Below are 13,185 nucleotides of genomic sequence, written 5' to 3' on the forward strand. Positions count from 1 at the left end.
AAAAATTATGGACCTATTCTTCCCAGTATGCAATTATGAGGCTGTCTGGTATTAAGACCGCCTCATAATCCATTAATTTATATAACGTATAATAACATTCCAGACTTCTTCTTTTTCCAAACCCAATTTCCATGCTCCTACGCCTGCCAAATCGGACTCATAAATAAGTTTCATTTTTTCCTCAATAGATTTTTCGTCTTCCAGCCACATTTTATAAACCGCTCCGTCTTTTTCATATTCGCCGTAATAACTTCCCACAGCCGCATCCCATTTAGGCTCGACGCTGTTGTCTGAAAGAATTTTAGCTGCCGGTGTCATGGCAAAACTTTCACTCGAAATTTCACCTTCTTCGGTCTCTTTCCACAACCTGGAATAGAACGGAACGGCTATTATGGTTTTTTCTTTAGGAACCTCCTCGAGAGTGTTATCAATAGCCGCTTTTACATAATCAAGAGAAGCAACGGGCCCAATAACATCAGAGCCGGCATGATATTCATCATAAGCCATCACTATAATGTAATCAACAATCTCTCCCTGTTCCTTTCTGTTATAGTATTTATTGTACGGAGCAGGGACATAGTTATCTACCGACAGAACTATTCCGTTATTTCTGCATTTTACTGACAGCTCACGAATAAACTGTATGAAATGTTCTCCGGCTTTTGAAGGTATTTTTTCAAAATCTATATTAATACCGTTTATTTTATACTGAATGGCAGCTTCCACTAAGGCATTGGCCAAATTTTCCCTGCGGGATGTGTAAGAAAGAAGCTCATGCATATCCACATTGTTACTGAAATCATCTACCAAAGCCCAGACTTCAATCCCCAACGCCTTGGCTTTTTCAACGTATTCATGGCTTGCCAGGGACGATATGGTTCCCGATACATCTGTTATGCTAAACCAGGTAGGTGCTACCACATTAACTCCTTTAGTATGGCGTATTAGCTCTTCAAGTTTTGCACCTGCATCTTTATTAAAAATTTGATGAAAAACCAGATTTATTTTTTCACTTCTTGTTAGCGAAGTATATTCAGGAGCCTGGTAAGTACTTTCCTTTGTTTTGTAATAAGATTCTTTAAGACGTTTTTCTTTTACATACCCGATTACACCGTCCTGGGTCATGACTTTTACAAAACCATTATTCGGAGCTTCGTCCTTAACAATATACATAAGCTCCTCCCCTACAGAAAGCTGTACCAAAACAGGGCTTTTTATATCGGGTTTAAATCTTAACTGTGTAGCCTTAGCAACCTCCGTAAATAAGTATTCTCCCCATTTATAATCGATTACGACACGGTTAGGCTCTGTAAAAAAACGATATTGCATATCCGAATACTTTTGCACAAAATCCAAGGCCACATAAACCTTATCACCAAACAGTTTTATTATAGGGTAATCGGAGGACATCTCGGTTTTAATCATGCTTTTTGTAACTGTATATTTATTGCTGGCAGCATCGGCCTGAATTATCTCAGTAGGTGTAGTATAGGTAAGTATATTTTCATTACTGTCCCAATAAAACCTGTGATTGAATTTATTTGCCACAGTATCAAAATCTATATAAACTTTCTGGTCGGCTATAATGCCGTATTTGTCATAGATTTCATCCTGAAGTATTATTAAAACCTCATTATCCTTTACCTCATAATACTCGTTAAGAGGCATAATTTCCTTACTGGGGATCAGCCTTTTTACTACGGCTACCCCTATCCCTATAGTTAAAACTAAAATTGCTACAACAATACCGGCAATTGCAATTTTTGTTTTTTTCTCCATACTATCCTCCGATGGCTTACTTGCTGATAAAATGACTTTTACAATTTATATCTCCAATTATAACACTTAATCTGACAATCGTCATTACTAAATTTCGACTTATCTTTTCGGAAACCTTTTTATTTTAAAGTCTACCGCCAATGGTCTTAAAGTACGTTTTTATATTTTTACATAATGGTTTCCTTGGGTAATCCTTTATTTATTATAAAATAATGTATAAATTTTTTATAAAACAAGGCATCTGTGCTGTCCCGGCAAATCTAATGCTTTATATTAAGGATATGTCCATACCGGCATATTCCTTATCTTCGAAAGATCTTTCGGGAATGCATAGATGCCTTTAAATATTTTTTCTAACCCAACATTAAGCCATCCCAATTAACTCCAAATACAAAAGTAAAGAAAAAAATATATAAGCATATAAAATATTATAAATATTACTTTTAATTCAAAGTATAGAGGGCTTTTAGATCCGACTTAACTTTTGTATTCGGTTTTTAATCAAAAATCAAAAAGCCTCAGCTTAAAGAAGACCACTATCCGCTGTCCGGCCAAATAACTTTATAGTCCATTATTTAGAGGTGCAGATTTAGATCTGATAAGAAGGTTGTATGGCATTTGATTAATTATTTAGGGCATTTTAATATTTCCTATGCCTGTTTGCCTGATATGTGATATGTTATACTTTTATATTCAAATTCTTTTATAAAGCTGTAATTTTTAGCCAAACAGCCTATCAAACAATTTTATAGTTTCTTTGGATAAAAGGGTACAGTCTGTTTCATAAGGAATTGCAATAAGTTTTTTTCCTGTCTTTTTTGATGCTTGCTTTAGCATCTTTTTATTGGCATAAGGTATAATGTAAGTCCAATTATCGCTTCCCCTGACATTTTCCAGAGATTTTACAAGCTCAACTGTTTTTGACTGGTTCCATAATGCCCTGTCTCCTACTATGATTTTTATACCGCATCTTTTAAATTCGGCTTTCCAGGATTCACAATCCGTACCGAAATCCATAATATAACACCCATAATCATCCGAAAAAATTTCAGGAATTTCATTTGATGCAACCTCTTTAAAAAAAGTTATCCGGTCAAGAGAAAATGTTCTTTCATCTTCCCTGCTCCATTCGAAGGCATCCTGTATACGCTTAAAGTCTCCGTGATTATTGCATTCCAGAAAGGCCGTCTTAACTCTTTTTTCTGTTCCATAATAAAAGGCCAAAAGCATACCCGTATATGTTGCTCCCGCACCGCGGTTTACCCCTATTATGCCTATTGTTCTTTTTTCTCTTAGTCTTGTATATTCCAAGTACTTTTTTAAAAGCATGGGCTTTCTTTTCAATTTGCCACTTCCTCGGTACAAATTTTTACAAGCTCTGTAAAAAATTCTTTGCTGACCTTATCTTTAGGCATGGCAAAGGGATCAGGCTCATAAGGTATCCGCATGCAGTTTCTGTCAGGCATATGTTTTATTATCTGCCCGAATTGCTTACCGTTAAGAAAATTAAATAAAAATATTATATCTTTATATTCTGTTATAATTTCAAGCGCATCTTCGGAAAAACCCAATTCCCAGTCTTTTGCTCCGAGTACAAGTATTTTTATATGAGAGTTTAAAAAATCTTCTTTATTTTTCATATCTAAGTTGCCATAATCCCTTATGATTATATTGTACTCGGACAAATCGGCTGTTTCGACATCGCTATGGCTTACCATAGGAATGCCTTTAAATTTTATTACACCCTGATCGCCTTTCAAATCATAATATCTGTTCTTAATCTGCCATATACACCTGCTGTCATTTTGCTCTATATACAGGCAGCTTATATTCTTAGCAATAAAGTAGTTGCATAAACGAAATGCCATATGGGTTGTGCCAATTCTCTTTTGTGCTCCCGCTATCCCTATTTCAACCGATGATCCTGATTTTATTTTAAATTTTTTCTTTTTGCCAATTTCCAATAAATCTTTTTCCAAACGGGCAACGGAAGCGTATCTTTGTGACGGATTGTATCTAAGGCACCGGCTTATAACCCTTTTAAGTTTTTTATCAATATTTGCCGAAAAATCAATATGCTCCAATCCGGTGTCAAATTCTAAAACCTTACCTGTAGCCATAAAATATAGTAAAATACCTATACCGTATACATCACATCTTTCGTCTGCAAGACTGTTACGATAAAGCTCCGGTGCAGCATATCCTACAGTTGCATAAAACTCGGTAAATTTATCGGCTTCATCCCTGAATATGGCGCTTCCAAAATCTATAAGCATTAGCTTCATTCCGGAAACTATGATGTTTTCAGGTTTTAAGTCCAAGTATAAAATAGGCCGTTTTACCGAGTGAAGATAACGGATTAAATCACAAAGTTGAAGGGCAAAATGTATTATGACATCTTTGTTAAGGCAATTTGAATTCTTAACATATTCTTTTAGTGTAATACCTTCAAGATATTGCTCAATTATATAGGAACCATCTTTATCTTCTTCAATATCATAAACTATAGGAATGCATGAATGTTTTAAATCTTTTAATATTTGTGCTTCCTTAAGCTGCAATTTATACATGGGATGATGTTTGGGGATATATTTGATTGCTCGATATGATTTGAGTTTGATATGTTCTGCAAGATAGACCTTGGATGAACCTCCAAGACCGAGAAGCTTAATAATGCGGTACTTATCGAACCATATTTCGTTTATGTCCTCAATTTATCCTCCTTTCCTGTTATAAATTTGTAGCCAGGATCATCGACTTTATTATACCCATTATATGGAAGTAAAACAAGGTGTATTGTATAATAATACAAAATTATTATCTATTAGTATACATGATGTCAAAGCCACTATATGAAAACTTTAATAAATTAAGCATATTTGTTAATGCAAATTTCACAACTTGGCGTATTGACTTTACATGCTTTTTAACTTATACTCTTTTTACACCAATGGTTGGTTACAGATGTATCTTTTGATCAGTTCCTGTTAGTACAGAAAGGGGTGTTCTCTGTGAAAATAGAAAAGATCAATGACAACCAGATTAAATGCACTTTGAGTAAGGACGATTTGATAGACAGAGAATTGAAGATTAGTGAGCTCGCTTACGGAACCGAAAAAGCCAGAGCTTTATTCCGTGATATGATACAGCAGGCATTTTATGAGTTTGGTTTTGAAGTAGACGATATACCTTTAATGATTGAAGCTATTCCGATCTCTACGGATTGCTTGGTTTTGGTTATAACTAAGGTTGAAGATCCGGATGAATTGGACACCCGTTTCTCCAAATTTTCTTCCTTCCATACTCATGATTTATCCGATAAATTCGATGATGACGCTTATGCGGATGAAATAGTAAACCCGTTTGAAAATTTTGACGAATATGATGACGAAATTGAAGAGCCTGTCAATGAAGTTGAGACGGTACCGGAATCTATCGAAGTAAACAAATCAGGTGTATTCGTTTCATCCTCAGATTTGACAAAGGTTTACTCCTTTTCTTCTCTTGGCGAAGTTATCGAATTGGCAAAAATACTTCAGGGTATATATGACGGCAGTAATTCGCTGTATAAAGATCCGGTTACATCAACCTATTATTTAGTTGTAAATATTTCAGGTCACACACCTGAAGAAAACAATAAAATAATTAATATAATTTCCGAATACGGTAAACCGGAGCGAATTAATTACGCTACCGTAACTTTCTATAATGAGCATTATGAGGTAATTGTTAAGAATAAAGCATTACAAATACTGGCTGTTATGTAGCACTAACTTCTAAAAAAAGGATGCCAAAAAGTTTTACTTTTAGGCATCCTCTTTTTTTTACTTATAAATAAGTATTATTCGGTATCCGAAAAAATTACTCACCGATTACAGCATTTATTCTGTCAATAAGCTCATCGGGATCTATACCATGCACCAAGGCAGCTTCTTCAAGAGTTTCAGCCTGAGAAGCAGGGCACCCAAGACAGTGCATACCTATTTCGAGTAATACCGGAATAATATTCTGATCCATGGCAATTGCCTGACCAATTGTCATGTCCTTAGTTACAGCAGCCATACATTAACCTCCTTAACCAGTGGCTATATCGTTAACCACATTATAAACCAAACTCGGCTAGATTTTAGTAGCCTAGGCAACATTATATGCTATTGAATTTAATACGTCAAGAATATATTCTATATGTTTTTTCTCTTGCATATTTTTTATACATATATTAAAATAAAATAGATTGTTATAATTATGACCAAGGAGGTATATCAAATGGCATATACAATTAGTGACGATTGCATCAGCTGCGGTGCTTGCGCAGGAGAATGCCCTACCAGCTCAATCTCTGAAGGCGCAAATCACTATGAAATTGATCCTAATACTTGCATTGATTGCGGGGCTTGTGCAGACGTTTGCCCTACAGGTTCAATTTCAGCATAATTAAACATTTATGGTAAGTACATAGAAGAGAGTTAAGCCGTATCTTGAATTAAAGGTACGCTAACCCTCTTCTTTATTTAATTCTATATGTAAACCTTATGTTTTCTAAAAAACTTGGATTTTTTTCTTCCTTTACCTTCCAGAACTGCTGCTGCATGTAACCTACTTTTTTGGTATTCTCTTAATGTCGCGTCAAACTTTCTGAAGCGTTCTTCTTCTCTTTCTTCCTGAAGCCTCATAAGATAATGCATTTCTTTTATAACATTATCGGTTACTGTTGAACTTATTTCTTCCGATAATTCAGCGTTATTTTCCTTTAAAGCCGATACTATAATCTGGTTCATTATAGTTTTAAACTGGCTCATTTTATCTTTATTTTCTTTTTCAAGCTCATCATTTTCTTTGTTTGCTATAAGGCTTGTCTCTTTTTCTGTATCTTTTTCCATATCAGTAAGATTATTGTCACTCCACATGTCATCCACCTTCCCGTTCAACTCTTCTTTTAGCTTTATCATAGCGATATTATCATTAGAATCTATCTTTTGCATATCAGCAAACAGCAACTTTATTGCTTTTAATTGAAAGCCCTGCTCTTTCAACTTTTTAATCATCTTAAAAAGTTCGATATCAGATTCTTTATAATACCTATGGCCCATTTCATTTCTTTTTACAGGCAGGTCCAACTCCTCTTCCCAATACCGCAGCGTATGAGATTCTACTCCAACCCTTTTTGAGGCCTCCGAAATCATATACCTAACATCTTCCATTGATAATCCTCCATAATTTATTAAGCTCCTAGGCTTTGTAACTTTTTTCCACTTCTAAATTATAACATAGCTCACCTTAATTTCAATATCTTTTACTAATATTTCCATTTAACTTGTCGACATAAAAAAGAGAGGCTCTTAAAAAGCCTCTAATTTTCAACACAAACTTCATTTAATTATGACAATTCTACTCCAATATGTATAATATTTCGAGTATGTTATGTCTTGTATATTTGAAATTGTTGTAATAATTTATTAAGTTCATAATAATTATTATATTTTGATCAAATTTAAGCTTTTAGAGCAACTATCTTTCCAAATTAGCAAATTTGGTATACTGCGCCTGCCAGGCCAGCTTTACGGTACCTGTAGGACCGTTACGCTGTTTTCCGATTATAATTTCAGAAACTCCTGGTTCTTTAGTATCATGGTTATAATAATCATCTCTGTATATAAATATTACCACATCGGCATCCTGCTCGATTGCACCCGATTCTCTTAAGTCTGATAACATAGGCCTTTTATCAATACGCTGCTCTACAGCACGGCTAAGCTGGGATAAGGCTATAACCGGAACATTTATTTCCCTTGCCAGCGATTTTAACGCCCTTGATATCTCAGAAATTTCCTGCTGCCTTGATTCGGTCCGTTTGCTTCCGGTCATAAGCTGCAGGTAGTCTATAATAACCAGTCCGAGATTCTTCTCAATTTTTAATTTCCTGCATTTTGACCTAAGTTCACTGACCGATATGGCTGAAGTATCGTCTATAATCAAATTGGAATTTCCTATAATTCTGGCGCTTTCCATAAGGCTTGCCCATTCTTCCGCCGACAAATTGCCTGTACGTATCTTTTGAGAATCCACTCTGGAGTTCATAGCCAAAAGCCTTTTTACCAACTGGTCCTGAGACATTTCCAAGCTAAAAATGGCGGTAGTTATGTTGGAGCGTAAAGCCACATACTCTGCTATATTAAGTGCAAAGGCCGTCTTACCCATTGAAGGTCTTGCAGCTATTAATATTAAATCTGAAGGCTGTAAGCCTGCAGTCTTATAATCCAGATCATAAAAACCGGTAGCAATACCTGTAACACTTCCCTGGTTTTTTGACGCAGCTTCTATGCTGTCGATGGACCTAAGAACAATTTCCTTTATATCTGTAAACTCTTTGGTTCCGCGATTTTGAACTATATCAAAAATCTGTTTTTCCGCTTTTTCCAGAATTACATCCAGTTTTTCCTTATCAAGATAACAGTCATTTGCCATTTCTTCCGATATCTTAATAAGGCGTCTTAATACGGCTTTTTCTTTTACTATTTGCGCATAGTATTTTATGTTGGCCGAAGTGGGCACCGAGGCAACCAAATCCCGTATAAATTCCAGACTGCTTAGCTGTGCGGGCACATCTTTTTCTTTCAGCCTGTCCTGCAAGGTAACCAGATCTACCGGTTTCCCCTCATTGTATAATTCAAGCATAGTATCAAACAGGATTGCAAGCTGTTGGTCATAGAAATCACTGCTTCTTATAACTTCGGAAGCCACAATTATGGCATCTTTGTCCATAATCATAGACCCTATAACCGACCGTTCGGCCTCTAGACTATGCGGAAGTACCTTTTTTATGAAAGCCTCATCCATTGGTAATCCCCCTATAAAGCGATATTATACCGCTTCGACTTTCACCGTAAGTTCCACACTGACCTTTGGATGCAACTTCACAGCGACCTTATAAATACCTGCATTTTTAATTGGATCATTAAGCTGTATTTTTTTCTTGTCCAGTTGAATGTTGGCCTGCTCCTGTAAAGCTGCCACAATTTCTTTTGTTGATACCGAGCCGAACGCTCTGCCGCCTTCACCGGCCTTTATCTTAACGTTCACAGTAACAGCTTCCAGCTTTTTCCCCAGTTCTTTAGCTTCTTCATATATCTCCTGCTGTCTTCTTTCTTCAGCTTCCTTTTGAAGTTTTAACTGATGTAAATTCTGTTTCGTAGCTTCTACTCCAAGTTTCTTTGGCAAAAGAAAATTCCTTGCATATCCGTCGCTAACCTTAACTATATCACCTTTCTTACCAAGGTTTTTAACATCTTCCATCAAAATTACTTCCATTTGTATTACTCCTCTCTATACGATAATTCTTACGCAATATTCAGATTTCTCCCTCTTTAACCATAGTATCAAGGGTGTTTTTAAGCTTAATAACCGCTTCTTCTATAGTAATGTCCTCCAGTTGGCAGCCTGCAACACTTAAGTGCCCACCTCCGCCCAATTTTTCCATGACGACCTGTACGTTTACTTCGTCTATGGATCTGGCGCTGATATATATCTTGTTATTAAATTCGGTAAGCACAAAAGACGCTTTTATATTCTTAACATCCAAAAGTTCGTTTGCTACCTTAGCTGCCAAAACAGTGGGACTGTCCGCTTCGTCAGCGGCACATATTGCGATTGCAAATTGGTCCAAATATGCTTCGGCACTGCTTATTGCTTCAGCCTTTATCTTAAATTCGGTAAACTCAGTTCTGAAGAATTTTCTGAGCCTTATTACGTCTGCACCGTTTCTTCTTAAATAGGCAGCTGCTTCAAAAGTCCTTACACCTGTTTTAGTAAGGAAATTGTTTGTGTCAATCATTATACCGGCATACAAAGCATCAGCCTCCAGGGGCCGCAGTTTCAAATTGCCTCCGATATATTGCAAAATTTCGGCTATCATTTCACAGGTTGATGATGCATAAGGCTCAATATATGAAAGGGCTGCATTTTCTATAGCTTCGTTAGTTTGCCTGTGATGGTCAAATATAATAACTGTCCTTGTATAATTAAGAAGCTCCTCGCATTCCAGGAGGCTTGGACGGTTAACATCCACAATTACGAGTAAGGTATTGGCATCCACAACTTCCTTTGCTTTATCGTTATTTATAAACAAATCGTCCTCGTACTCGGGATTTTCCATAAAACGGCTAATCATAGGCCTTAGGGATGATGTAATCTCATTTATAACAATATATACTTTCTTATTAAATGTTTTCCCTATCCTATAAACACCGATTGCAGCTCCAAAAGAGTCTACATCACCGATAGCGTGGCCCATAACGACAATCTTATCTTTTGCTTCAACATATTCCCTGAATGCATGGGCCTTTACCCTTGCTTTTACGCGGGTACTTTTTTCTACCTGTATGCTCTTTCCTCCGTAATAGGAAATCTTATCACCGTCTTTTACAACCGCCTGGTCTCCTCCTCTTCCCAGGGCCAGATCTATAGCAGCTCTGGCATATTCATATCCGGTAATATAACTGTCGGCATTAACACCCAAGCCAATGCTTATGGTGACAGCCATCTCATTGCCAATATTTACATTCCTTACCTCTTCCAGAATGGAGAATCTGGTAGATTGTAAAACAGACAGATATTTCTGTTTAAAAACAAATATAAATTTATCTTTTTCCAGTTTCTTTATAATCGCATCTATACCCTGCATATATTTGTTAATCTTTCGCTCAACCAGAGCCACCAGCAGGGATCGTCTTACTTCATCTATACTGTCCAGGGCTTCATCATAATTGTCAATATATAAAAGGCCCACAACCAGCTTCTGATTTTTGTTCTCTTTTTGGAGAAGCATAATTTCCGTTTCATCAAACATATACATGGCTATGATGGAATTCGGGGTATCCCATGCATTTTCAGATTCATAAAACGTCCAGTTATCATCGTCAAAACTCGGCGATATTACTTTTCTCAGTATTACTCTGTAATTACGATTATTTAAAGTTGCATGGGCTATTTCATCTGCTCCTGTTTTAGGAAGAACATCCTGCGTAATTTCCGGTATTATATTTGAAATGTTTTTGCCGATTACTTTCTTCCCCTGAAACAGGTCTGCAAATTCATTGTTTCCCCATTGTATTTTACCGTCATTATCTAAAAGGGCATAGGGAACAACCATTTCTTTTAACAAGCGTTTTTGCACCTGCGCAAAATCCATGCCGTATCTTATAAGCTCTGTATATATCTGATTCCGTTTTAAATAAAATACGGATAAAGCCAGTAAAAAATACAGCAGGGTAAATACGCTCATTACATAACCTGCTTTTTTGTTAATAACATATATCCAAAGATTCATGAGTAGTAAAAGCACAGTCATATAAATCGGCCACAAAAAGTATGCTTTTAATGTACTATTCAATCTAAACTTTCTACCCATGTTATATCTCCTTTGATGGGGAAATTTCAATTAATAAGCCTATCCTAATTATTATAACATTAAATTATGAGTATTTAAAGTTCTTATTTTTCTCGTTAAATTGTTGTTTATACTATATAAGCCTTGGGGAACAAAGTTCAAGCAATACATGACTGTCCTAGATCAAATTATACCATTTATTTATATATATTTATCTTCCTTAAAAAGCGGTTTATATCTCCGGATTCAATTTAAACTTTTCAAGGTTTCTATTATCGTTTCTGCCTCAAACTTATCTTTGCTTACCAAGCCCGCAACTACACATGTGTATTTGGGCAAGCTTTCCTTATACCATAAAAGCGGTATCCCAAAAATATCCCGAATCATATCATCCACATTTATACCCATCGCTTCAAAGCTGTATGTCATAAGTTCAGGATGAATACAAGATTCTTGAAACTTACATTTACAGGATTTGCACAACCTGCAGCTGCCTCCCGATATATAATAGACATCCTTTTCAATTAATTTTCTTAAAGTTTTATCAATTCTGCTTTTTAAGATTGTATTGGCAGCTTTAATCTTTAAGTAGTCATGTTTTATATAATTAAATTGGTCGGTTTTAGCTAAAGTCAAACATATGTATATGCGATTATATTCTCCGGCAAATTCGTGATAAGCAGGGGCATAAGGGGGACAACTCCATTTACGGCCGAAATTATCACATCTGTTCCGACATAAGGCATTAAACCTTTCTCTATCTTCATATTTAAAAATTTCTTCGGTCCCGGCATCCGCAATAAAAATCTGATATTCTATTTTTGCCTGCGGTGTAGCCGCTTGAATTGATTCTTGAAGGATATTCATTATTTTTAATAATCTCCTTATTGAATGAATTTTCATGATATGTGTAAATATCTGAAATAAATTTTTGTATTAAAATTAAATAAACATATATAAGTGGTTTAATTATATCAGCTTTCTCAAAAAATCTCACTAAATTTTACTGGAATCAATCGGACCTTAATTAAAAAAGCCTTGAAAAAAGATACTTAAAATAATACCTTAGAATTGGATCTTAAATATATACATCCAAAAAATTTGTTATAATAATTTAAATCCCGGCAGGTATTCTTTTTCAAACCGGTTTTATTTATGTTAATTTATAAATCATTTTAATTAAAAGATTTAAAATACAGGAGGATTTTTATGAAAAAAGTATGCATAGTAACCGGCGGTGCAAACGGAATAGGCCTAAGAATTACTGAGCGTTTTATTGAAGAAGGGAATTTTGTTGCCGTAATTGATGTGGATAAAAAAGCATGTGAGTTACTGACAAGCAAGTATCCGGCAGAATCTATTATGTTTTATCATGGTGACATAACTGAGCCGAATGTAATAGAAGACTTTGTAGCCGAACTTTTAAAACTTTATCCTGCGGTAGATATTATAGTAAACAACGCCTGCGTGGGAAAAGGCGGCTTAAACACTTGCAGCTATGAAGATTTTAATTATGTCCTGCGGCTTGGAGTAAGCGCACCCTTTTATCTTACCAAACTGCTTATGCCGCATCTTAATCCCAATGCTTCCATCGTAAATATAGCTTCTACCAGGGCATTTATGTCGCAGCCCGATACCGAAAGTTATACCGCTGCCAAAGGAGGCATCATTTCTTTAACTCATGGAATGAGTATAACTCTTGCGGGCAGGGCAAGAGTAAATTCTATAAGTCCCGGTTGGATAGATACAGGTCATTTACCTTATTCTGAAATCGATCACCTTCAGCATCCGGCCGGAAGAATCGGTGTCCCCGATGATATCGCCGATATGGTTTTATATCTTTGCAGCGAAAAAGCCGGCTTTATTACCGGTCAGAACTTTACCGTCGACGGCGGTATGACAAAGCAAATGATTTACCACGGGGATTATGGATGGTCTTATCAAGTCCCGTTTCCGTAAAAAAATACATTTCCGTCCCTCAGTATGAAGACACACACTGAAAAATCATTCATGAAAAAAAA

Annotated in this window: 12 protein-coding genes; 3 read left to right on the plus strand and 9 right to left on the minus strand. The window is 35.9% G+C overall.

Annotated features, from left to right (window positions below):
- Positions 1 to 72 precede the first annotated feature (72 nt).
- From HHT355_RS10795 to HHT355_RS10805, 3 genes are all read right to left on the minus strand, one after another.
- Positions 73 to 1,779 carry a glycosyl hydrolase family 18 protein gene (locus tag HHT355_RS10795; protein ID WP_103203461.1) on the minus strand — a complete coding sequence of 569 codons (1,707 nt, stop codon included), beginning with the start codon at positions 1,777 to 1,779 and terminating at the stop codon, positions 73 to 75.
- Positions 1,780 to 2,499: 720 nt separating this feature from the next.
- Positions 2,500 to 3,123: a hypothetical protein gene (locus tag HHT355_RS10800; RefSeq protein ID WP_103203462.1), complete on the minus strand. Its 624-nt coding sequence runs from the start codon at positions 3,121 to 3,123 to the stop codon at positions 2,500 to 2,502.
- The gene (locus HHT355_RS10805) at positions 3,120 to 4,493 is read right to left on the minus strand and encodes a serine/threonine-protein kinase (protein WP_103203463.1); all 1,374 of its coding nucleotides are present in this window, start codon (positions 4,491 to 4,493) and stop codon (positions 3,120 to 3,122) included. The genes HHT355_RS10800 and HHT355_RS10805 overlap by 4 nt, the downstream gene beginning before the upstream one ends.
- Before the next feature lie 297 nt (positions 4,494 to 4,790).
- On the opposite strand from HHT355_RS10805, the gene HHT355_RS10810 reads away from it, so the two are divergent.
- Positions 4,791 to 5,546: an adaptor protein MecA gene (locus HHT355_RS10810; RefSeq protein ID WP_103203464.1), complete on the plus strand. Its 756-nt coding sequence runs from the start codon at positions 4,791 to 4,793 to the stop codon at positions 5,544 to 5,546.
- A gap of 94 nt (positions 5,547 to 5,640) precedes the next feature.
- Here the strand turns inward: HHT355_RS10810 and HHT355_RS10815 are convergent, their stop codons facing one another.
- The gene (locus tag HHT355_RS10815; protein WP_103203465.1) at positions 5,641 to 5,841 is read right to left on the minus strand and encodes a DUF1858 domain-containing protein; all 201 of its coding nucleotides are present in this window, start codon (positions 5,839 to 5,841) and stop codon (positions 5,641 to 5,643) included.
- 204 nt (positions 5,842 to 6,045) lie between these two features.
- Between HHT355_RS10815 and HHT355_RS10820 the strand changes: the two genes are divergently transcribed.
- A complete protein-coding gene (locus HHT355_RS10820) occupies positions 6,046 to 6,213 on the plus strand; it encodes a DUF362 domain-containing protein (protein ID WP_103203466.1) in 168 nt (55 codons plus the stop codon).
- Between the two features lie 83 nt (positions 6,214 to 6,296).
- On the opposite strand, the gene HHT355_RS10825 is transcribed toward HHT355_RS10820, so the two are convergent.
- The 5 genes from HHT355_RS10825 to HHT355_RS10845 all read right to left on the minus strand — a co-directional run bounded on the left by HHT355_RS10825 (position 6,297) and on the right by HHT355_RS10845 (position 12,031).
- Entirely contained in the window at positions 6,297 to 6,980 is a 684-nt protein-coding gene (locus HHT355_RS10825) for a helix-turn-helix domain-containing protein (protein WP_103203467.1), read from the minus strand.
- 307 nt (positions 6,981 to 7,287) lie between these two features.
- The gene (gene dnaB / locus HHT355_RS10830) at positions 7,288 to 8,616 is read right to left on the minus strand and encodes a replicative DNA helicase (RefSeq protein WP_103203468.1); all 1,329 of its coding nucleotides are present in this window, start codon (positions 8,614 to 8,616) and stop codon (positions 7,288 to 7,290) included.
- Positions 8,617 to 8,640: 24 nt separating this feature from the next.
- Positions 8,641 to 9,087 carry a 50S ribosomal protein L9 gene (rplI, locus tag HHT355_RS10835; protein ID WP_103203469.1) on the minus strand — a complete coding sequence of 149 codons (447 nt, stop codon included), beginning with the start codon at positions 9,085 to 9,087 and terminating at the stop codon, positions 8,641 to 8,643.
- 40 nt (positions 9,088 to 9,127) lie between these two features.
- Positions 9,128 to 11,185 (minus strand): DHH family phosphoesterase, encoded by a 2,058-nt coding sequence (locus tag HHT355_RS10840; protein WP_103203470.1) that lies wholly within the window; start codon positions 11,183 to 11,185, stop codon positions 9,128 to 9,130.
- Between the two features lie 225 nt (positions 11,186 to 11,410).
- Complete coding sequence (locus HHT355_RS10845) at positions 11,411 to 12,031, minus strand: DUF2284 domain-containing protein (RefSeq protein ID WP_158245958.1); 621 nt, start codon at positions 12,029 to 12,031, stop codon at positions 11,411 to 11,413.
- Positions 12,032 to 12,373: 342 nt separating this feature from the next.
- On the opposite strand from HHT355_RS10845, the gene HHT355_RS10850 reads away from it, so the two are divergent.
- Entirely contained in the window at positions 12,374 to 13,123 is a 750-nt protein-coding gene (locus tag HHT355_RS10850) for an SDR family oxidoreductase (RefSeq protein WP_330403396.1), read from the plus strand.
- Positions 13,124 to 13,185: the final 62 nt, after the last annotated feature.

It is taken from the genome of Herbinix hemicellulosilytica (assembly GCF_002904165.1).
Classification (GTDB): Bacteria; Bacillota; Clostridia; order Lachnospirales; family Lachnospiraceae; genus Mobilitalea; species Mobilitalea hemicellulosilytica.

What these genes read in the sequence shown, in the direction of transcription:
- HHT355_RS10795 (WP_103203461.1), bottom strand. Translation starts at nt 1,779, where the DNA reads ATGGAGAAAAAAACAAAAATTGCAATTGCCGGTATTGTTGTAGCAATT.
- HHT355_RS10850 (WP_330403396.1), top strand. Translation starts at nt 12,374, where the DNA reads ATGAAAAAAGTATGCATAGTAACCGGCGGTGCAAACGGAATAGGCCTA.
- HHT355_RS10820 (WP_103203466.1), top strand. Translation starts at nt 6,046, where the DNA reads ATGGCATATACAATTAGTGACGATTGCATCAGCTGCGGTGCTTGCGCA.
- HHT355_RS10840 (WP_103203470.1), bottom strand. Translation starts at nt 11,185, where the DNA reads ATGGGTAGAAAGTTTAGATTGAATAGTACATTAAAAGCATACTTTTTG.
- HHT355_RS10845 (WP_158245958.1), bottom strand. Translation starts at nt 12,031, where the DNA reads ATGAATATCCTTCAAGAATCAATTCAAGCGGCTACACCGCAGGCAAAA.
- rplI (WP_103203469.1), bottom strand. Translation starts at nt 9,087, where the DNA reads ATGGAAGTAATTTTGATGGAAGATGTTAAAAACCTTGGTAAGAAAGGT.
- HHT355_RS10815 (WP_103203465.1), bottom strand. Translation starts at nt 5,841, where the DNA reads ATGGCTGCTGTAACTAAGGACATGACAATTGGTCAGGCAATTGCCATG.
- HHT355_RS10825 (WP_103203467.1), bottom strand. Translation starts at nt 6,980, where the DNA reads ATGGAAGATGTTAGGTATATGATTTCGGAGGCCTCAAAAAGGGTTGGA.
- dnaB (WP_103203468.1), bottom strand. Translation starts at nt 8,616, where the DNA reads ATGGATGAGGCTTTCATAAAAAAGGTACTTCCGCATAGTCTAGAGGCC.